At 66.6% G+C, this 18,260-nt stretch carries 20 protein-coding genes; 13 read left to right on the top strand and 7 right to left on the bottom strand.

Annotated elements, in window-relative coordinates; all coding sequences use genetic code 11:
- Positions 1-103: 103 nt before the first annotated feature.
- Both L0C60_RS06785 and L0C60_RS06780 read right to left on the bottom strand, forming a co-directional pair.
- A complete protein-coding gene (locus tag L0C60_RS06785) occupies positions 104-895 on the bottom strand; it encodes an isoprenyl transferase (RefSeq protein WP_234506461.1) in 792 nt (263 codons plus the stop codon).
- Positions 896-937: 42 nt separating this feature from the next.
- On the bottom strand, positions 938-1,480 hold the full coding sequence (locus L0C60_RS06780; protein WP_234506464.1) for an FAD-dependent oxidoreductase: 543 nt from the start codon (positions 1,478-1,480) through the stop codon (positions 938-940).
- 53 nt (positions 1,481-1,533) lie between these two features.
- Between L0C60_RS06780 and L0C60_RS06775 the strand changes: the two genes are divergently transcribed.
- The 3 genes from L0C60_RS06775 to L0C60_RS06765 are packed head-to-tail and all read left to right on the top strand — an operon-like array spanning position 1,534 to position 5,017.
- The gene (locus L0C60_RS06775) at positions 1,534-2,862 is read left to right on the top strand and encodes a PASTA domain-containing protein (protein WP_234506467.1); all 1,329 of its coding nucleotides are present in this window, start codon (positions 1,534-1,536) and stop codon (positions 2,860-2,862) included.
- Positions 2,850-3,188 (top strand): YraN family protein, encoded by a 339-nt coding sequence (locus tag L0C60_RS06770; protein ID WP_234506470.1) that lies wholly within the window; start codon positions 2,850-2,852, stop codon positions 3,186-3,188. The genes L0C60_RS06775 and L0C60_RS06770 overlap by 13 nt, the downstream gene beginning before the upstream one ends.
- Positions 3,189-3,229: 41 nt before the next feature.
- A complete protein-coding gene (locus tag L0C60_RS06765; protein ID WP_234506473.1) occupies positions 3,230-5,017 on the top strand; it encodes a menaquinone biosynthesis decarboxylase in 1,788 nt (595 codons plus the stop codon).
- On the opposite strand, the gene L0C60_RS06760 is transcribed toward L0C60_RS06765, so the two are convergent.
- The gene (locus tag L0C60_RS06760) at positions 5,014-5,955 is read right to left on the bottom strand and encodes an HD-GYP domain-containing protein (protein ID WP_234506475.1); all 942 of its coding nucleotides are present in this window, start codon (positions 5,953-5,955) and stop codon (positions 5,014-5,016) included. The two genes, L0C60_RS06765 and L0C60_RS06760, sit on opposite strands and share 4 nt — an antisense overlap.
- A gap of 2 nt (positions 5,956-5,957) precedes the next feature.
- The gene (locus L0C60_RS06755) at positions 5,958-6,575 is read right to left on the bottom strand and encodes a DUF4388 domain-containing protein (protein ID WP_234506478.1); all 618 of its coding nucleotides are present in this window, start codon (positions 6,573-6,575) and stop codon (positions 5,958-5,960) included.
- Between the two features lie 72 nt (positions 6,576-6,647).
- Between L0C60_RS06755 and trmB the strand changes: the two genes are divergently transcribed.
- Positions 6,648-7,583: a tRNA (guanosine(46)-N7)-methyltransferase TrmB gene (gene trmB, locus L0C60_RS06750; protein WP_234506481.1), complete on the top strand. Its 936-nt coding sequence runs from the start codon at positions 6,648-6,650 to the stop codon at positions 7,581-7,583.
- Between the two features lie 20 nt (positions 7,584-7,603).
- The gene (locus tag L0C60_RS06745) at positions 7,604-8,686 is read left to right on the top strand and encodes a cystathionine beta-lyase (RefSeq protein ID WP_234506483.1); all 1,083 of its coding nucleotides are present in this window, start codon (positions 7,604-7,606) and stop codon (positions 8,684-8,686) included.
- Positions 8,687-8,710: 24 nt separating this feature from the next.
- Here the strand turns inward: L0C60_RS06745 and L0C60_RS06740 are convergent, their stop codons facing one another.
- A complete protein-coding gene (locus tag L0C60_RS06740) occupies positions 8,711-9,175 on the bottom strand; it encodes an Hsp20/alpha crystallin family protein (RefSeq protein ID WP_234506486.1) in 465 nt (154 codons plus the stop codon).
- Positions 9,176-9,273: 98 nt separating this feature from the next.
- On the opposite strand from L0C60_RS06740, the gene L0C60_RS06735 reads away from it, so the two are divergent.
- Genes L0C60_RS06735 through L0C60_RS06725 form a run of 3 tightly spaced genes read left to right on the top strand, consistent with a single transcriptional unit; the run spans position 9,274 to position 11,329 of the window.
- Positions 9,274-9,966, top strand: a complete 693-nt coding sequence (locus tag L0C60_RS06735) for a sulfurtransferase (protein WP_234506489.1) — start codon at positions 9,274-9,276, stop codon at positions 9,964-9,966.
- On the top strand, positions 9,963-10,586 hold the full coding sequence (locus L0C60_RS06730) for an MBL fold metallo-hydrolase (RefSeq protein ID WP_234506492.1): 624 nt from the start codon (positions 9,963-9,965) through the stop codon (positions 10,584-10,586). Before L0C60_RS06735 ends, L0C60_RS06730 begins: the two co-directional genes overlap by 4 nt.
- Positions 10,574-11,329, top strand: coding sequence for a zinc ribbon domain-containing protein (locus L0C60_RS06725; protein WP_234506495.1), 756 nt, complete (start codon positions 10,574-10,576; stop codon positions 11,327-11,329). Before L0C60_RS06730 ends, L0C60_RS06725 begins: the two co-directional genes overlap by 13 nt.
- On the opposite strand, the gene L0C60_RS06720 is transcribed toward L0C60_RS06725, so the two are convergent.
- Entirely contained in the window at positions 11,326-11,754 is a 429-nt protein-coding gene (locus tag L0C60_RS06720; RefSeq protein WP_234506498.1) for an OsmC family protein, read from the bottom strand. The two genes, L0C60_RS06725 and L0C60_RS06720, sit on opposite strands and share 4 nt — an antisense overlap.
- Positions 11,755-11,828: 74 nt before the next feature.
- On the opposite strand from L0C60_RS06720, the gene L0C60_RS06715 reads away from it, so the two are divergent.
- The 5 genes from L0C60_RS06715 (at position 11,829) to truA (ending at position 17,030) form a co-directional block, all read left to right on the top strand.
- Positions 11,829-12,605, top strand: a complete 777-nt coding sequence (locus L0C60_RS06715; protein WP_234506501.1) for a metalloenzyme — start codon at positions 11,829-11,831, stop codon at positions 12,603-12,605.
- 64 nt (positions 12,606-12,669) lie between these two features.
- A complete protein-coding gene (locus tag L0C60_RS06710) occupies positions 12,670-13,671 on the top strand; it encodes an iron ABC transporter substrate-binding protein (RefSeq protein ID WP_234506504.1) in 1,002 nt (333 codons plus the stop codon).
- Positions 13,672-13,674: 3 nt separating this feature from the next.
- Positions 13,675-15,225 carry an ABC transporter permease gene (locus L0C60_RS06705; protein WP_243092622.1) on the top strand — a complete coding sequence of 517 codons (1,551 nt, stop codon included), beginning with the start codon at positions 13,675-13,677 and terminating at the stop codon, positions 15,223-15,225.
- On the top strand, positions 15,204-16,253 hold the full coding sequence (locus L0C60_RS06700) for an ABC transporter ATP-binding protein (RefSeq protein WP_234506509.1): 1,050 nt from the start codon (positions 15,204-15,206) through the stop codon (positions 16,251-16,253). The genes L0C60_RS06705 and L0C60_RS06700 overlap by 22 nt, the downstream gene beginning before the upstream one ends.
- Positions 16,254-16,262: 9 nt before the next feature.
- Complete coding sequence (truA, locus tag L0C60_RS06695) at positions 16,263-17,030, top strand: tRNA pseudouridine(38-40) synthase TruA (protein ID WP_234506512.1); 768 nt, start codon at positions 16,263-16,265, stop codon at positions 17,028-17,030.
- A gap of 39 nt (positions 17,031-17,069) precedes the next feature.
- On the opposite strand, the gene L0C60_RS06690 is transcribed toward truA, so the two are convergent.
- Positions 17,070-18,257: an ABC transporter permease gene (locus L0C60_RS06690; RefSeq protein ID WP_234506516.1), complete on the bottom strand. Its 1,188-nt coding sequence runs from the start codon at positions 18,255-18,257 to the stop codon at positions 17,070-17,072.
- Positions 18,258-18,260 lie beyond the last annotated feature (3 nt).

The following is an 18,260-nucleotide window of genomic DNA, read 5'->3' as shown; positions in this document are numbered from 1 at the left end:
GGGGATAAGGTACCCTTAGAGGGCTATCCTACCCCCCGGCGGCCGAGTTTTTTCGCACGGGCCAGCATCTTGCCTGTAAGGGTATACGAAGCCCCGCATTTTGTCAACGCCCGAACCGGCGCTCCCGGGCCTGGTAGCTCCTTAGGGCGCGCAGGAAGTCAATCTTGCGAAACTCCGGCCAGAGCACATCGGCGAAGTAGAACTCGGAGTAGGCGGACTGCCAGAGCAAAAACCCCGAAAGCCTTATCTCCCCCGAGGTGCGGATGATGAAGTCGGGGTCGGGAAGCCCGGCGGTGTAAAGCCTTTGGGCGATCTCCTCGGGGGTGAGGGAGGCCGCCACCTGGCCCGGGCTAAGCCCCTTTTCCTCGGCCTCGAGGAGAAGCCTCTTCACCGCATCCACAATCTCTTCCCGCCCCCCGTAGCCCATGGCGATGTTGAGCACCATGCCCTGGTGGTGGCGGGTGCTTTCCTCCAGGCGCTCAAGGGCCCTGAGCACCTCCTCGGAAAACCCCTCCCGCCGCCCGATCACCCGCACCTGCACCTGGTGCTCCAGGATCCGGTGGTCCTCCGCCATCCTTTCCGCCTCCCGCACGAAGAGGCGCATGAGCTCCTCCACCTCCTCCGGGGGGCGGTTGAAGTTGTCCGTGGAGAAGACCCAGACGGTAACCGTCCTGATGCCCATCTCCAGGCACCACTCCAGGACCTCGTAGGCCTTGTGCACCCCGAACTCGTGCCCCTTGGTGGGGGAAAGCCCCAAGGCCTTGGCGTAGCGGCGGTTCCCGTCCAGGATGAGGCCCAGGTGCCGGGGCATGGGCCCCCCCTTCACCTCCTTCAGGAGGCGGCGCTCGTAGTACCAGTAAAGGGGGCGGGTGAGGGAGAGGAGGCGCCGGAGCATACCTTCCCCACCCTACGGGGGAAGGATGAGAAAGGGAAGGCCCTACTTGGCGTGGTCCTTGTAGGGCTCGCCCCGCAGGTCGGAGATGAGGTGCACCGCCACGTAGGCCCCGTCCCCGGCGCTCACGATGGCGTGGCCCGGCACCTTGCCCCGGGCCACCCCGGCGGCGTAGACCCGGGGGTAGCTGGTGCGCCCCCCCTCGTCGGTGTCAATGAAGGTGCCCTTGCGGTTAAGGCCCAGGAGGGAGGGGAGGGTGGGGTCTTTGTGGGTGCAAAGGAGAAGCCTTTCCGCCTCCACCACGCCCTCCTCCGTCTCCACCTCAAACACCCCGCCCAGGTCCCTGACCCCCTTCACCACCCCCCGGCGCACCTCGGCCCCGTAGCGCTCGGCGTGGGCCCTCAAGCGGGCGAGGAGCTCTTCTCCCGAGGGCTCGTCCAGAAGCCCAGGGTAGTTGGGCACCTGGCTCACCTGGAGGACCTGGGAGCGCCCGCCATCCAGAACCAAGGTCTTCAGGCCCGCCCGGGCCAGGAAAAGGGCCGCAGAAAGGCCCGAAGGTCCACCGCCCACCACAAGCACGTCCCACATAACCCTTTAGAGTATACGGGGCGGGGACAAGTGGGGGGTATAATCGGCGGCGCATGGTCTTGGACGACCGCTACCCGGTGCTGGAAACCTTGGAAAGCCGGGAGGGCATCACCCTCTACCGGGTGGAGGGCGGGCTCGTCTTTTTCTTTGACGTGAAGACCCCCGAGGACAAGGAGCGCTTTTACCGCTACCGGGCGGCCCTAAGGCGCCTCATGGAGCTGGGGCTCCTCGAGGCCCACGTCTCCGCCAAACCCGGCCGCCACTACGCCTTCTTCCCGGAAAAGCCCCTTTCCCGCAAGGCCCCGCCCAAGAAGGCCCTGGAGGCCCTGGCCCCCTTGGGCTTCGGCCGGGAGCACCTGGCCATGGCGGAAGACGGCGTCGCCTACCTCGCCCCCTGGCCCCTGGGGAAAAAGGCTTCCTCCCTCACGCCCGGGCGAAGGCCCCGCCTCCTGGGGGTGGCCCCCGGGGTCTTCCTCCTCGCCCTAGGGGTTTTCCTCCTCTCCCAAGGCCTCTACCGCTACTTCAACCCCCCCGAGTACACCGTCCCCGACCTGGTGGGCAAAAGCGCCCGGGAAGCCTTCCTCCTCCTGAAGGACACCGGGCTAACGCTCGCGGTGGAAGAGGGGAACGACCCCACCAAGCCCAAGGAGGTGGTCCTGGCCCAAGACCCCCCGCCCGGCACCCGCTTAAGGGCCGGCCGGACGGTGCGCCTCACCCTCAACCAGGCGCGGCTGAACCCGGTACCCGAGCTTTTGGGCCTTAGGCGGGAAGAGGCGGAGGCCAGGCTTAGGGCCCTCGGCTTCCGGGTGGAGGGGATAGCGGAGCTCCCGAGCCCAGAACCCCTAGGCACGGTCCTCGCCGCCTTCCCCCCGGCCGGCACCCCCTTGGCCCCGGGGGGCGGGGTGCGGCTCCTCCTCTCCCAGGGGGCCCCCTCCGGGCCCACCTGGCCCTTGCCCCGCCTGGTGGGGCTTTCCCGCAAGGAGGCCCTCTTCCTCCTCAACGCCGCTGGGCTCAAGGTGGAGGTGGAGGAGGTGCCCTCCGGCGCCCCCCAGGACACGGTGATCGCCCAAGAACCCGCCCCCGGCACCCCCATGCCCGAAGGGAGCGGGGTGCGCCTCCGGGTAGCGGTCCGGGGCGAGGTGCTCCTGCCCCCTTCGCCTCCCCCTGGGGCGGAAAGGAGCGTTTCCTTGGCCCTAGACCTCCCGCCGGAAGCGGAGGGACGGGAGGTGCGCCTGGTCCTTTTGGACGGAAATGGGGAACGGGTGGTCTACGAGGGGATAGGCCAAGCGGGGCTTAGGCTTGAAGGCACCTACCCCGTGCGAGGGGAGGCCCGTTTCCGGCTCTACCTGGACGGGGTCCTCTTCCAGGAGTGGGCGCCGTGAAGGGGCGGTGGGCGGAGGAGGCGGCCTTGGCCCACCTCCGGCAAAAGGGCTACCGGCTCCTTGGGCAAAACCGCCGCACCCCCTTCGGGGAGGTGGACCTTTTTATGGAAAAGGATGGGGTTTACGTGGTGGTGGAGGTGAAGCAACGGCGCACGGACCGCTTCGGCACCCCCCTCGAGGCCCTCACCCCTAGGAAGCTTTCCCGCCTCCTCCAAAGCGCCCGCTACCTCCTCGGACGGGACGACCTCCCCGTGCGCCTGGAGGCGGTCTTGGTCCACGGAAGCCCCGAAGCCTTCCGGTTGGAGCACCGGGTGTTGGAGGTCTAGGCCCCTTTTGGCCCCTTGGGGCTTTGGGTAAGCTTAGGGGCGTGTTCAGGAACCTGAGGGCCTACCTGGAAGCCCTGGAGGCCCGGGGCGAGCTTAAGCGCATCCGGGTCCCGGTGAGCGCCGAGCTGGAAATCACCGAGATCGCCGACCGGATGGTGAAGCAAGGCGGCCCTGCCCTCCTCTTTGAGCGGGTTTTGGAAAAGGACTTTCCGGTGGCCATCGGCCTCTTCGGCACCCGGGAGCGCACGGCCTTCGCCCTGGGGGTGGAGGACCTGGACGCGCTGGCCAAGAAGGTGGAGGCCCTCCTGGCCCTGAACCCGGGCAAGGGGGGGCTTTCCGCCCTCATGGGGCTTCTCCCCAAGCTCCCCCTCCTCAGGGGCTTTTTCCCCAGGCGGGTGCGCCGCGCCCCGGTGCAGGAGGTGGTCTATCGGGGCGAAGCGGTGGACCTAAGCCGCCTCCCCGTCCTCAAGTGCTGGCCCCTGGACGGGGGGCCCTTCCTCACCCTGCCCCTCGTCATCACCAAGGACCCGGAGACGGGGGAGATCAACCTCGGCATGTACCGCATGCAGGTGCTGGACCAAAGGAGCACCGCCATGCACTGGCAACTCCACAAGGTGGGCCGGCGCCACCTGGAGAAGGCCAAAAAAATGGGGAAAAAGCTGGAGGTGGCCGTGGCCCTTGGGGGGGACCCGGTCCTCACCTACGCCGCCACCGCCCCCCTTCCTCCTCTGCCCGGGGTGAGCGAGTTCCACCTGGCGGGCTTCCTCCGGGGGGCTCCCCTGGAGCTCGCCCGGGGGGTCACGGTGGACCTCCCGGTGCCGGCGGAGGCGGAGTTCGTCCTCGAGGGCTACATTGACCCGGAGGAGCCCTTGGTGGAGGAAGGCCCCTTTGGCGACCACACGGGCTTCTACACCCCCGTGGACCTTTACCCCCGCTTCCACGTCACCGCCCTCACCCACCGCAAGGGAGCCATCTACCCCGCCACCATCGTGGGGGTACCCCCCATGGAGGACGCCTACCTCATTGAGGCCACGGAAAGGCTCTTCCTCCCCGCCCTGCGCCTCGTGTTGCCCGAGGTGGTGGACTACCACATGCCCCCCGAGGGAGTGGCCCACAACTGGGTGAACGTGAGCCTAAGGAAGGCGTACCCGGGCCAGGCCTACAAGGTGGCCTACGGGATGCTGGGCCTCGGACAGATGATGTTTGCCAAGGTCATTGTGGCGGTGGACGGGGAGGTGCCCGTGAAACCCGGCTTCGCCGCCCTCCTGGAAGCCCTAAAGCACGCCCTCCCCGGCCGCGACACCCTCCTCCTCCGGGGCCCCGTGGACGTCCTGGACCATAGTGCCCGCGCCTTCGCCTTCGGGGGGAAGCTCTTCCTAGACGGCACGCGCAAGCTCCCCGAAGAAGGAGGAGAGGTGCCCTTCACCCCCAAGGCCCACGCCGCCCTCCCGGAGGACCCGGAGGCCCTCGCCCAACGGCAGTGGCCGGGGCTTTGGGGGGTGGCCTTGGAGAAGAGGCGGCCCCACCAGGCCTGGGAGGTGGCGGAAAGGCTCCTAAAGGCACCCCAAAGCGCCGGCATCCGCCTCCTCCTCCTCGCAGACGCCGACACCGCCCTGACCCCGGAAGAGCTCCTTTGGGCCGTGCTCAACAACATTGACCCCGAGCGGGACGCCCGGGTGATGCCCGGGGTGGAAGGCCCCGTGCTGGTCCTGGACGGCACCCGGAAGCTCCCCGAGGAGGGCTTCCAGCGGGTCTGGCCCGAGCGGATCCGCATGGACCCCAAGGTGCAGGCCCTGGTGGAGGCCCGCTGGGAGGAGTACGGGCTTTAACGCAGGGCGCGGTTTCGCAAAAGGGCGCTCCTAAAAGCCCGCACCACTTCCTGGGAAAGCCGGCCCTGGTCCGCTTCCTTCCTCAGGGCTTCCAGGGCCTCCTCTGGCCTTGCCGGGTGGCGGTAGGTGCGCACGCTGGTAAGGGCATCGTAGATGTCGGCGACGGCCACCGCTTGGACCAAAGGGGGCACCTCGGTGATCCCGTCCGGGTAGCCGGAGCCGTCCAGCTTCTCGTGGTGCCAGCGCACGTAGGGGCGGAGGCGGGGGTAGGCCCTGAGGGGCTTCAGGATCTCGTCCCCCTTCACCGGGTGCTCCCGGATAAGGCGCCACTCCGCCTCCGTGAGGGTGTAGCCGCCCCGCAGGATGTGGTCGGGAATGGCGATCTTCCCCACATCGTGCAGCAAAGCCCCCAGGTAGAGGTCCCTACGCTCCTCCTCCCGGGCACCCAGCTCCTCCGCCGTCCAAAGGGCGTAGCGGGCCACCCTTTCCCTGTGGCCGGCGGTGTAGGCGTCCTTCATCTCCACCGCCCGCATGAGGGCGAGCAGGGTGCGCTCCAGGTCCTCCAGGCGTTCCTGGAGGCGCCGTCTTTCCAGGTGCCCCTTGACCCTAAGGCGGAGTTCCGCCAGGTCCACGGGCCGGTTTAGGAGATCGTCCGCCCCCGCCTCAATCCCCTTTAGCCGCATCTCCCGCTCGCCGTCGGCGGTGAGGAGGATGACGGGAAGGAGCGGGTCTTGGGACTTGACCCGCCGCGTGAGCTCCAGCCCGTCCATCACGGGCATATGGAGGTCGGTGAGGACCACGTGGGGCAAGCCATCCCTGAAAAGGTCCAGGGCCTCCTGGCCATTCCTGGCCTCCACCACCTCCACCTCCAAGGGGGCTAGGGCCCGCATGAGGAGGCGGCGCTGCACCGGGTCATCGTCCACCACCAAGAGGCGCATAGCTACCCCTTTCGGTTCCACAGGCCTCTAAGCTGGGCCATCAAGCCCCGAGCAAGTTGACCCCTTTCCTGGCCCTCAAGGCGCTCCACCATCCCCAAAAGCTGAAGCCGATATAGGTAGAGGCGCACGTGGTCCAGGGGTAGCTGGAGCTTTTGCGCGAGCTCCTGCGCCGAGGCGCCTCGCTCCAGGTGGGGAAGGGCTTGACAGAAGAACTCCTTAAAACGGGGGTCCTTGGGAAAGTTTCCCGCCGCCTGGAAAAGGGCCTCGGGGTGGGGCAGGAATGGCCGGTACCGCTCTAGCTCGTCTTGGAGGGTGATAAAGCCCAAGAGCACCTTCTCCACGGGCAGATTTAAGCGCACCTTGTGGGAAGGCCTTGCCCCCGGCAGGAACTCAAAGCTCCCCTCCCGGGCGGAAAGCAGGGCTTGAAGGGTTGCCTTGGCCGCCACGGGATCCAGGGGCTTGCCGTTTTGGTCCACGGAGCGGATAAAGCCCGGCTTGAGGTACAGGGTGGTGGCGGGCATCCCCTTGAGGTTCCAAATCTCCAAGGCCCCCTCCTTGTGGGAAAGCATCTGCAAAATTTCCTCCAGGGGCAGGGAATTGAGGCTTCCAAATAGGGCCATGGGCACCTCCTCTAGCCTCACCCTAGGCCCGGCCTGTGAAAGGGGTTTGAAAGCCCTGTATAATGCCCCCTCGTGCTGGTGCGCCCCGCCCTCCTCCCCACCTGGCCGCCCGCTCCCCGGGACCTCTTCGGGCGGGAAGGCCCCTTGGCCTTGGAGATCGGCTTTGGGGATGGGCGCTTCACCCTGGAGTACGCCCTGGCCCGTCCGGGTTGGCTCGTCCTGGGGGCCGAGGTTTCGGCGGCGAGCGTCCTCAGGGCCTACAGGAGGATGCGCCGCTTTGGTGTGGAAAACGTGCGCCTTTATCACGGGGAAGGCCCCTTCGCCCTAAGGAACCTGGTGCCCCCGGGAAGCCTGCAGGAAGTCATCGTGAACTTCCCCGACCCCTGGCCCAAGAAGCGGCACCAGGAAAGGCGCCTTCTCCAGGAAGGCTTTTTCCGCAGGCTTTCCACCCGGCTTCGGGAAGGGGGAAGCCTCCTCCTCACCACGGACCACGAGGCGTACTTCCGCTTCGCCCTCGAGGAGGCGGCCAAGACGGGGCTTTACCGGGTGGAGGTGAAGCCGCCCCCCGAGGCCCACCTGAGGACCAAGTACGCCCTCAAGTGGCGGGAAGCGGGGCGCCCCTTCTTCCACGCCGTCTTCACCAAGGTGGGGGAGGACCCCACCCCTTGGCCCCCCATAAGGAGGTACGCTGTGGCCCACGCCCTCTTGGAAGGAAGCCTGCCCGAGGCCCTGGAGCTAGGGAAAACCCCCGTGCCGGTGCCGGGCGGGGTGGCGGTGTTTTTGGAAACCGCAAAGGGAGAAAAGGGGTTTTATGTCCTCACCCACCTCGAGGAGGAGGACCTCACCCAAGACCTCCTCCTGGAGGTGCGGCCAAGCGCCCACGGCGTCTACGCCGGGGTGAGCCGCTTTGGAAGCCCCCTCATCACCGAGGGGGTGAAAGGGGCGGTGCGGGCCCTGGTGGAAAGGCTAAAGGCCCTGGGGCTCAAGGTGGTCCAGGACCACACCTAGGCCCCGGGTAAGATAAACCCATGACGCTACCGCCCCGCAAGGACTCCCTGAAGTGGAGCGCCTACCCCGAGGACGTGTTGCCCCTGTGGGTTGCGGACATGGACTTCCCCGTGGCCGAGCCCATCGTGCGGGCCCTGAAGGAGCGGGCGGAGGGGTTTTTGGGCTATCCGCCCCGGGAAGGGGACCCCGAGCTCAAGGCCCTCCTCCTGGAACAGACGGGCCTGCAAGGGGAGGTGGCCTTCATGCCCGGGGTGGTGGTGGGGCTTTACGCCGCCGTGGCCGCCTTCACCGCCCCTGGCCAAGGGGTCTTGACCCAGCTTCCCATCTACCCCCCCTTCCTCGCCGCCATCCGCGAGCAGAAGCGCACCCTTCTCGCCAACCCCTTGCGGGAAACGGAGGAGGGCTACCGCCTGGACCTTCCCGGCCTAGAGCGCCTCGCCTTCGCCAGCCGCCTCCTCCTCTTCTGCCACCCGCAAAACCCCACGGGCCGGGTCTTCACCGAGGAGGAGCTTGCCGCCCTCGCCGCCATCGCCCGCAGGCACGACCTCATCGTGGTTTCCGACGAGCTCCACGCCCCCCTCACCTACGAAAGGCCCCACGTGCCCCTGGCCCGCTTCCTCCCCGAGCGCACCCTCACCCTCCTGGGCCCGGGCAAGGCCTACAACCTGGCGGGGCTACCCCTGGGGGCCGTGGTGGGGCCCAAGCCCCTGGTGGAGGCCCTGAAGCGCCACCTCCCCCATACCTTCCCCAACGTCTTGGCCATGGCCGCCTGGAAGGCGGCCTTGCGGGAAGGGGAGCCCTGGCTCCGGGAAATCCTCGCCCGCCTTAAGGCCAACCGGGAGCGGGTGGCGGCCTGGGCCAGGCGGGTGGGCCTAGGGCACTTCCCCCCTGAGGGCACCTACCTGGCCTGGATAAAGACGGAAATCCCCAAGGCCGCCGCCTTTTTCCTCCAGGAGGCCCGGGTGGCGCTAAACCCCGGGGAGAGCTTCGGGGAAGGGTACGACCGGTACGTGCGCCTCAACTTCGCCACCTACCCCGAGGTGTTGGAAGAGGCCCTAAGGCGCCTGGAAGGGGCCTTGAAAGCTAAAAACCCCCAGGACTAGCCTGGGGGTTAGCCCTTTAGGCCCTTACTGGACCACCTGGATGGGGATCCGCTTGGCCCGGGCCTCCGCCACCTTGGGCAGGGTGAGCCGGAGGATGCCGTGGCGGAACTCCGCCTTGGCCTCGTCCCCCTTGACCTCCACGGGCAGGGTAAAGGTGCGCACGAAGGAGCCGTGGGGGATCTCCTGGAGGTAGTAGCGGCGCACCCCCACGTCCTGGGCCGGCTTCACCTGGCCCCGGACGGTGAGCTTGTTGCCCTCGAGGCTCACCTCCAGGTCCTCGGGGGCAAGGCCCGGCACCGCCATCTCCAGGACCAGGGCCTCGTCCGTCTCGTAGAGGTCCGCGGGGGCCACGTAGGCCACAGCGGGCCGGCCCAAGTCGCCCAAGACCTCCTCAAAGAGCCGGTTGGCCTCTTCCAGGAGGGAGAAGGGGCCCCAGGTCCTAAAGGGCGTGATCTCCAGAGGGCGAGCGTCCCTACGCACCAGGGCCATACGCATCACCTCCGATTACGCTTATATCACCTGCGCCTCCTTTTGTCAAGTATCCTCATCCGGAAGCGCCTACCCTTGCGTCCCCTATAATCAAGGGCATGAAGCTTCCCCAAGGCGCCGTTTTGGTGGACACCCGACCCCGGGCCGCCTACGAGGCGGGGCACCTGCCGGGGGCCCGCCACCTGGACCTCTCCGCCCCCCGGCTCCGCCTGCGGGAGGAGGCGGAGCTGAAAGCGCTGGAGGCGGGCCTCACCGAGCTTTTCCAAAGCCTCGGCCTCCAAAGCCCCGTGGTCCTCTACGATGAGGGCCTCACCAGCCGGCTTTGCCGCACCGCCTTCTTCCTGGGCCTGGGGGGCCTCGAGGTGGAGCTCTGGACCGAGGGGTGGGAGCCCTACGCCACGGAAACGGAGGAACCCAAACCCGAGCGCACCCAGGTGGAGGCCCGCCTAAGGCGGGACTGGCTCCTCACCGCCGACGAGGCCGCCCGCCACCCCCTCCTCCTGGACGTGCGAAGCCCCGAGGAGTATCAGGGGAAGGTCCACCCCCCCTGCTGCCCCCGGGGCGGGCGCATCCCCGGAAGCCGGAACGTTCCCCTAGAGCACTTCCTCAACCCTGAAGGCCTTCTAGAGCGGCTCGGCCTGGAGCCCGGGCAGGAGGTGGGGGTCTACTGCCACTCCGGGGCCCGGAGCGCCGTGGCCTTCTTCGTCCTGCGGAGCCTGGGGGTAAGGGCCCAGAACTACCTGGGCTCCATGCACGAGTGGCTGCAGGAGGGGCTACCCACGGAACCATGAGGGCCCACCGCCTGGTCCTAGGCCCCTTGGCGGCGAACGCCTACCTGGTGGAAACCCCCGAGGGGGCGGTCCTCATAGACCCGGGGGACGAGCCCGAGAGGATCCTGGCCCTCCTCGCCCAAACGGGCCTCGCCCCAAAGGCCATCCTCCTCACCCACGCCCACTTTGACCACGTGGGGGCCGTGGCCCCCTTGGTGGCCGCCTTTGGCCTACCCGTCTACCTCCACCCCCTGGACCTTCCCCTTTACGAGCGGGCGGCGGAAGCGGCGCAAGCCTGGGGCTTCGCCATCCCCAAACCCCCCTTGCCCGTGGAGCCCCTGGCGGAGGGGATGGAGCTTTTTGGCCTCCAGGTCCTCCACCTCCCCGGGCATAGCCCTGGGCACGTGGCCTTCCTGGACCCCAAAGGCCAAGCGGTCTTTTCCGGGGACCTCCTCTTCCGGGGAAGCATCGGCCGCTACGACCTTCCCGGAGCCGACCCCCAGGCCCTCTTCGCCTCCCTAAAGCGCCTTCTCGCCCTTCCCCCGGACACCCAGGTCCACCCGGGGCACGGGCCCTCCACCACCCTGGGCCTCGAGGCCCGCACGAACCCCTTCCTCACGGGGTTAGAATGGGAAGCGTGAACGGGCCGGACGCTCCCCACAGGGGACAACATGAGGCGCTCAAGGCCCTCTTCGGGCTCCAAGAGAAGGATTTGGAAATAGATAGGCTCCAGCAAGAAGCGGAAAGCCTCCCCGAGGAGTTGCTTTCCGTAAAGTCCCAGGTGGAAGCCCTGGAAAGGGAACTGGAGGACCTGCTGGAGCGCCAGGCGGAGCTACGGAAGGAGTACAACCGCCACAGCCTGGACATAGAGGACCTCACCGCCAAGGAAAAGCAGGCGGAGGCCGAGCAGCGCCAAGCGCAAAGCGCCCGGGAGCAGACCCAGTACGAGAACCGCATCCAGCAGATCAAGGACCGCATCCGCGAGCTCCTGGAGCTCTCCACCCCCATCATGGAGGCCATGGAGAACCTGGAGGCCGAGATCGCCCGCTTGGAAGCCGAGCTCGCCCAGCTTAGGCCCAGGCTGGAGGAACTCCTGGAGGCCAATCGGGTGCGGGTGGAAGCCCTTAAGGCGGAAATACAGGCCAGGCTAGAGGAACGGGCGGCCTTGGCCCAAGGCATCCCCGCCCCCGTCCTCAAGGAGTACGAGGCCATCCGCCGGGCCCGCAAGGGCATGGGGATCGTGCGCATGGCCCGGCAGGGCCAGGTCTTCCGCTGCGAGGGGTGCAACGTGGTCCTCCCCACCCACGTGGCGCAAAAGGTGATCCAGGGGCAGCTCACCCGCTGCCCCTCCTGCGGCCGCCTCCTCTGGAAAGGGGAGGCCTAGACCAGCCTGGCCTGAAGGGTAATCTCCTTCACCGCCGCCAGAGCCCGGGAGACGGGGCAGCCTTCCTTGGCCGCCTGGGCGATCTCTTGGAACTTCTCGGGACTAATCCCGGGCACCTCCGCCTCGGTCAAGAGCTCAATCCGGGTGAGGGTGGGCTTTCCTTCCACCATCTCCAGGTGCACCCGGGCCTCGGTGGAAACCCGCTTGGGGGGGAAGCCCTCCCGCTCCAGGCTGGCGGCCAAGGCCATGGAGAAGCAACCCGCATGGGCTGCGGCGATGAGCTCTTCCGGGTTCGTGCCCTCCCCCTCCTCAAAGCGCGAGGGGAAGGAATAGGGCCCCTCAAAGGCCTGGCTCTGGAGCCGCATGATACCCTTGCCCTGACGGAGACCGCCTTCCCATACCGCATTCGCTTGGCGCACCGGCATAGCTTTACCTCCGGTTCCAGAATACCCAAATCCCCCAAGCCCATAGAAAGGCAAAGCACCTTTACACTGGCCTTGTGCTCTTCCTCTTCGTGGACGGCCTGGGGCTCGGGGAAGCGCTAGAAGGCCTCTTCCCCCTCCTTTTGGAGCTTTCCCCTAAGCCCCTGGACGCCACCTTGGGGGTGGAGGGCCTCCCCCAGTCGGGCACGGGGCAGACCACCCTCCTCACCGGGGTCAACGCCGCCCAGCTCCTCGGCCACCACCAGGGGCCCTTCCCTAGCCCCAGGCTTAGACCCCTCCTCCGGCGAAGCCTTTACGCCTGGGCTAAAGAGGCGGGCCTAAAGGTCCTCCACGCCAACGCCTACCGGCCGGAATACCTCAGGCGGGCCACGGAAGGGAGGCGGCTTCTCCTTTCCGCCTTCGCCCAGGCGGCAAGCCTGGCGGGCCTCCCCCTCCTCCCCTTAGGCCACCCCTTGGCCCTTCCCCCCGCCTTCTGGGCAGATCCCTACGGCATGGGCGCGCGGGCGGCCAGCCTGTCCCGGGCCTTTGACCTCGTGGTCCTGGAATACTGGGCTTTGGACCTGGCGGCCCACCGCGCCCCCGAAACGTTAGGGGAGCGCTTTCGGGAGCTATCCCGCTTCCTAGAAGGCTTTCTGGCCGAAGGGGGCGAGCTTCTCCTTACCTCGGACCACGGCAACGCCGAAGAGCCCTGGCACCCCAGGCACACCCGAAACCCCGTGCCCCTGGTCTACTCGGGGGAAGCCCCCTTCTGGCCGCAGGACCTGGCGGGGGTCCTTCCCTGGTTGCAAGTGATTATCGCTTTTAAACTTAGAAAATCCGACCGGAATACTTGACTTTATAGCTCACCCCCCTTAGAGTGGTTCCCCGAGAGGGCGCCCTCTCCTTTTGGAGGTAACCATGGTGCGGAGAAGTTTCCTCGTAGGTCTCCTTGGCTTGGCAGGCCTTGGTTTAGGCTTGGCTCAGCAACAAACCCTTACGATTTACTCTGGCCGGGGTGAAAGCTTAGTGGGTCCCCTGGTGCAGCAGTTCCAGCGGGAAACCGGCATCCGCGTCCAGGTTCGCTACGGATCCGACGCCCAAATCCTTGCGGCCCTCCAAGAGGAAGGGAGCCGGTCTCCGGCAGACGTGGTCTGGCTAAACACATCCGGCGCCTTAGGCCGTGCTGCCGCCTTAAACCTCCTCCGCCCTCTAAGCGAGAACCTCCTCAAGCGGCCGGTGGGCTTCATCCCCGCTTCCAAGCGGTGGGTACCCGTAACCGTGCGCCTTCGGGTCTTGGCTTATAACCCCCAAAAGTTCAAGCCTGAGGAGTTGCCTCAAAGCCTTCTAGACCTACCCCGCTTTGTCCAGGAAAAGGGTCTTCAGGGGAGGATAGGTTGGACCCCCACCTACTCTAGCTTCCAGGACATGGTGGCTGCCATTATCCTCCTCCATGGGGAGCAGGCAGCACGCCAATGGCTCACCGCTTTTAAGGCCCTTAACCCCAAAAGCTACGGCTCCTCTAACGTAGCCATGGTGGACGCCATCCGGGCTGGAGAAATTGACCTCGCCTCCACCAACCACTACTACGTGGTACGCTTCCAACGGGCAGGCTTTCAGGTGGGCATGGCATCTTTCCGGGACGGAGATGTAGGGAATCTCGCCCTGGTGACGGGTGCGGGCATCCACCGCAACAGCCGCAACCTGAGCGCTGCCACCCGCTTCCTCACCTACCTCCTCTCCCCGAAGGGACAGCAGTACTTCGTGGGCAACATCGGTGAGTACCCCGTGGTTCAGGACGTGGTTCCTGACCCCAGGCTCCTGCCCCTGGAAGAGGCACTCAAGAAGACGCCAAACCTGGACTTTGAGAAGCTTCCCCTGGAACAGGCGCTGCAGCTCATGCGCGAACTGGGTATCCTCTAGACCTTGAACGTTCATCCGCTAACCCACCGCTCGGGGCTCCTACCCTTCCTAATCCCCGCCCTCCTCACGGGGGGCGGGGTGGCCCTGCCCCTCGTCTACCTGGTCCTTAGAGCCCTCGAGGCCGACCCTCACACCCTAAGGGAAATCGTCCTCCGACCCAAAAACCTAGAACTCCTCCTCAACACCTTAGCCCTCCTCGTAGGGGTCCTGGCCCTCACCACCCTCATCGCCCTACCTTTGGCCTTTCTCACCACGCGCACAGATCTGAAAGGAAAACGCCTCCTCACCACCCTCCTTAGCCTTCCCCTGGCCATTCCGGGATACGTGGGAGCCTATGTCTATTTAGCAGCCACAGGCCCGTCCAGCCTCCTTCCCTTGCCACGCCCAGAAGGCTATTGGGGAGCGCTTCTGATCCTTTCCCTATTTACCTATCCGTATCTCTTCCTTTCCCTCCGGGCCGCCTTTTTGGGTTTGGACCCCACGCTGGAAGAAGCTGCACGGACACTTGGTCTCAAACCATGGCAAGCTTTCCTCCGGGCAGCTTTTCCCCAACTCCTGCCCGCTCTGCTTTCGGGTTACCTCGTAGTGGGCCTTCACGTGCTGGGGGACTTCGGTACCGTGAGCTTGTTGCGCTACGAAACCTTCTCCTACGCCATCTACCTGCAATACAACGCCGCTTTTGACCGGGTATACGCTGCTTGGCTAGCCCTAATGCTCCTTCTCCTCACAGGAGGGTTACTCGCCCTAGAAGGGCTCTTCCTCCGACGCCTCACCATAGGGCGTACAGGACGAGGAGCTAGCCGAAAAGCAAAGCCCGTCCACTTAGGCATCTTTGCCCCTATAGCCTATCTCGTACTAACCCTGCCACTTCTTTTCGGCCTGATCTTTCCCCTCTTCGTGCTCTTCTACTTGGCCCAGCGTTTTCCCATGGAAAGGCTTTATGGGGTCGGCGAAGCCCTCCTCCACTCCGCCCTTGCTGCCTTACCCGCAAGCCTCCTGGCCGTGGGCATGGCCCTGCCCATCGCTTACCTAGCCACGCGGTACCCCCTTGGCCTATCCCGGATGTTAGAACGCATCGCCTACCTAGGGTACGCCATCCCGCCCCTGGCATTTGCTCTAGCCTGGATCTTCTTCAGCCTGCGAGGCCTCCCCTTCCTCTACGGCACCCTGCCCCTCTTGGTCCTGGTCCTCGCCTTCCACTTCCTGGCGGAAAGCCTAGGCCCGGTGAGGGGAGCGCTCCTCCAGGTGCCGAGGCGCCTGGAGGAGGCGGCGAGAACCCTGGGCGAGACCCCCACGGGGGCCTTCTTCCGCGTCACCTTTCCCCTGCTTTGGCGGGGTGCGGTGGCGGGAGGGGCCTTGGCCTTCATCGGGGCGGTAAAGGAACTCCCCATCACCCTCCTCCTCGCCCCCATGGGCTACGCCACCCTGGCCACCCGGGTTTTCAGCTACACTCAAGAAGCCATGTTCGCCGAGGCCGCCCCCTTCGCCCTCCTTATCGTCCTCCTCTCGGCGGCCTTTGTTGGGGTGTTGCTGTGGAGCGAGCGCCGCTTTTAACCCTAGAGGGCATCCGCAAGCGCTTCGGGGAGCACGAGGTGCTTAAGGGGATAGACCTCGCCCTTTACCCCGGGGAGATCCTGGCCCTGCTCGGGCCTTCGGGCTGCGGCAAGACCACCCTCCTCCGGGTTATCGCCGGCCTGGAAACCCCGGACGGGGGGAGGGTCGTCCTCCAAGGCCAGGACATCACCCCCCTCCCCCCGGAAAGGCGGGGCATCGGCTTCGTCTTCCAAGACTACGCCCTCTTCCCCCACCTCACCGCCTTGGGCAACGTGGCCTTCGGGCTTAAGGGGAAAGACCGCCTTCTAAGGGCGCAGAAGGCCTTAGAGCGGGTGGGCATGACCCTCTTCCAGCACCGCAAGCCGGGGGAGCTTTCCGGCGGGCAACAGCAGCGGGTGGCCTTGGCCCGGGCCCTGGCCCCCGGGCCCAAGCTCGTCCTCCTGGACGAGCCCTTCTCCAGCCTGGACGCAAGCCTCCGCGCCGCCACCCGGGAAGAGGTGCGCAAGGTGCTCAAAGAGACGGGCACCACCGCCCTCCTGGTCACCCACGACCAGGAGGAAGCCCTCTCCTTCGCCGACCGCCTGGGGGTGATGCGGGACGGAAAGCTCTTGCAGGTGGGCACCCCCGAGGAGGTCTACCTCCGGCCCAAGACCCCCTTCGTGGCCCAGTTCCTGGGGCGCACCAACCTCCTATCGGGCGAGGGAAAAGGCCGTCACGCCGAAACCTGCCTGGGCCCCGTGCCCTTGGCCGAGCCCGCCCATGGGCCCCTGCTCCTCTCCCTACGCCCCGAGGCCCTCCGCCTCGCCCCCCCGGAGGAAGGCGGCCCCTTGGGCCAGGTGGTGGCCCGGGAGTTCAAGGGGCACGACCTCACCTACCGGGTGCGCCTTTTGGCCCCGGAGCGGGAGGTCCTGGTGCAGGAAGGCCCGGAAAGCCCCTTCCGGGTAGGGGACTTGGTGGCGGTGAAGGTGGCGGGGGAAGGGGTGGCCCTGGACGGCCAAAGCCCCAAGACCCCCGTGGGCACGGACTAAGCTGAAGGCGTGCGCCGCACCCTCATCCTGGCCGAGTACGACGGAACCCACTTCGCCGGGCTCCAGCGGCAAAGGGAAGGCCTCCGCACCGTGCAGGGGGAGCTGGAAAAGGCCCTCGCCGCCATCGGCGCCCTTCCCAAGGCGGTGGCCGCAGGCCGCACGGACGCTGGGGTCCACGCCTTGGCCATGCCCTTCCACGCCGACCTCCTCAGCTCCATCCCCGTGGAACGGGTCCCCGAGGCCCTAAACCGCCTCCTTCCGGAGGACCTCAAGGTCCTCGCCGCCAGGGAAGTGGCCCAGGACTTCCACGCCCGCAAGGACGCCCTTTGGCGCGCCTACCGCTACCGGGTCCTCGTAAGGCCCCACCCCTCCCCCCTCCTGCGCCACCGGGTCCTATGGCTTCGGCGCCCCTTGGACCTGAAGGCCCTGGAGGAAGCCCTGCCCCTCCTCCTAGGGCGGCACAACTTCCTGGGCTTCGCCAAGGAGGAGGTGCGGGAGGGGGTTAGGGAGCTCTTGGAAGCCCGTGTCTTTGTGGTGGAGGGGGAGGGGGGCCTCGAGGTCCACTTCTATTTCAGGGGCACCAGCTTCCTCAGGGGCCAGGTGCGGGGGATGGTGGGCACCCTCCTGGAGGTGGGCCTGGGGAAGCGCCCCCCGGAAAGCCTAAAGGCCATCCTGGAAACCCAAGACCGCCGCCTCGCTGGCCCCTCGGCTCCTCCCCAAGGGCTTTACTTCGTGGAGGCGGCCTACCCGGAAGAGCGCCTGATGCCAAGAAGGTAAAAGGGACCGGCTTTAGCCGGTCCCTAAGCTCTAAGGCTCCTAAAGCCGGCTCCTCGGGTCCAAGGCGTCCCGCAGGCCGTCCCCCAGGTAGTTAAAGGCCAAGACGGTGATGAAGATCATGAAGCCAGGGGGCAAGGCCAGCCAAGGGGCGGTGAAGATGTACTCCTGGGCGTTGGTCAGCATGTTGCCCCAGGTGGCCACCGGGGGCTGGATGCCAAAGCCCAGGAAGGAAAGCGCCGCCTCCGTAAGGATCGCCCCACCCACTTGCAGGGTAGCCTGGACGATGAGGGGGGCCAAGGTGTTGGGCACCAGGTGGCGGAACATGATGCGGGCGTCCGTGGCCCCCAGGGCCTGGGCGGCGGTGGCGTAGTCCTGCTCCCGCAAGGAGAGGATGTTCCCCCGCACCAGCCTCGCCGTGCCCAGCCAACCGAAAAGCACCAGGATGGTGATGATGATGAAAACGCTCGCCGCATCCCCAAACACCCCTTGCGCCCACTGCCCCACCTTGACCCCAGGGTCCCGGAGGAGGGCGGAAAGCACCAGGAGCAAAGGCAGGGTGGGGATGGTGAGCATGAAGTCAATGAGGCGGCTGATGGCCACGTCCAGGTCCAGCCGCATCTGGCCCTTAAGCCCATACCAGGCGGCCCAGAGCACCAGGGCCAGGGTGAGCCCAAAGCCCAGGTAGCTCCCAACGCTTCCCGCCCGGATGCCGTCTTGGGCCAAGGCCCAGGCGATGGAAAGGGCCAAGTAAAGCACCCCGTAGTAGAGGAACCAGGAAACCACCCGCCAAAGGGCGAAGCTCCAAGGATAAAACCCCTCCCGCTCCCGGCGCAAGGGCCCTAGGTAAAACCGCAAGGGGCGCCCGGAGAAGTACCCTGCCAGCGTGCCCATGATGGTCCCCAGGATCACGCTGGAGAAGGCCACGGCAAAGCCCACCAGGAGCGAGATGCGCGAGCCGTAGATGATGCGGGACAGGACGTCCCGCCCCAGGTCATCGGTGCCCAAGGGGTGTTCCCGGGAAGGCGGGTTGAAGTAGTACTGGCCCACATCCTCCCCCGTGGGCTGGGCCGTGGGGTCGTAGGGCGCAAGCCAGGGGGCAAAAATGGCCATAAGGATGAGGAGGGTGATGACCACCAGCCCCGCCATGGCCATCTTGTGCCGCCGCAAGCGGCGCCAAAAGAGGCTAAAGAAGGTCCTGGGCTTAGCGGATGTGGTTGCGGTCGCCATGTT

Origin of the sequence: Thermus hydrothermalis, from assembly GCF_022760925.1 — a bacterium.
Classification (GTDB): domain Bacteria; phylum Deinococcota; class Deinococci; order Deinococcales; family Thermaceae; genus Thermus; species Thermus hydrothermalis.
Note: the sequence above shows the minus strand (reverse complement) of the source record. Positions and strands in the feature narration are given on the sequence as shown.

Bases quoted from the DNA above. Each gene is read 5' to 3' on its own strand.
- L0C60_RS06735 (WP_234506489.1), top strand. From the start codon at position 9,274: ATGAAGCTTCCCCAAGGCGCCGTTTTGGTGGACACCCGACCCCGGGCC.
- L0C60_RS06725 (WP_234506495.1), top strand. From the start codon at position 10,574: ATGGGAAGCGTGAACGGGCCGGACGCTCCCCACAGGGGACAACATGAG.
- L0C60_RS06755 (WP_234506478.1), bottom strand. From the start codon at position 6,575: ATGGCCCTATTTGGAAGCCTCAATTCCCTGCCCCTGGAGGAAATTTTG.
- L0C60_RS06710 (WP_234506504.1), top strand. From the start codon at position 12,670: ATGGTGCGGAGAAGTTTCCTCGTAGGTCTCCTTGGCTTGGCAGGCCTT.
- L0C60_RS06720 (WP_234506498.1), bottom strand. From the start codon at position 11,754: ATGCCGGTGCGCCAAGCGAATGCGGTATGGGAAGGCGGTCTCCGTCAG.
- L0C60_RS06690 (WP_234506516.1), bottom strand. From the start codon at position 18,257: ATGGCGACCGCAACCACATCCGCTAAGCCCAGGACCTTCTTTAGCCTC.
- L0C60_RS06780 (WP_234506464.1), bottom strand. From the start codon at position 1,480: ATGTGGGACGTGCTTGTGGTGGGCGGTGGACCTTCGGGCCTTTCTGCG.
- L0C60_RS06760 (WP_234506475.1), bottom strand. From the start codon at position 5,955: ATGCGCCTCTTGGTGGTGGACGATGACCCGGTGCAGCGCCGCCTCCTC.
- L0C60_RS06745 (WP_234506483.1), top strand. From the start codon at position 7,604: ATGACGCTACCGCCCCGCAAGGACTCCCTGAAGTGGAGCGCCTACCCC.
- L0C60_RS06740 (WP_234506486.1), bottom strand. From the start codon at position 9,175: ATGGCCCTGGTGCGTAGGGACGCTCGCCCTCTGGAGATCACGCCCTTT.
- L0C60_RS06730 (WP_234506492.1), top strand. From the start codon at position 9,963: ATGAGGGCCCACCGCCTGGTCCTAGGCCCCTTGGCGGCGAACGCCTAC.
- L0C60_RS06775 (WP_234506467.1), top strand. From the start codon at position 1,534: ATGGTCTTGGACGACCGCTACCCGGTGCTGGAAACCTTGGAAAGCCGG.
- L0C60_RS06785 (WP_234506461.1), bottom strand. From the start codon at position 895: ATGCTCCGGCGCCTCCTCTCCCTCACCCGCCCCCTTTACTGGTACTAC.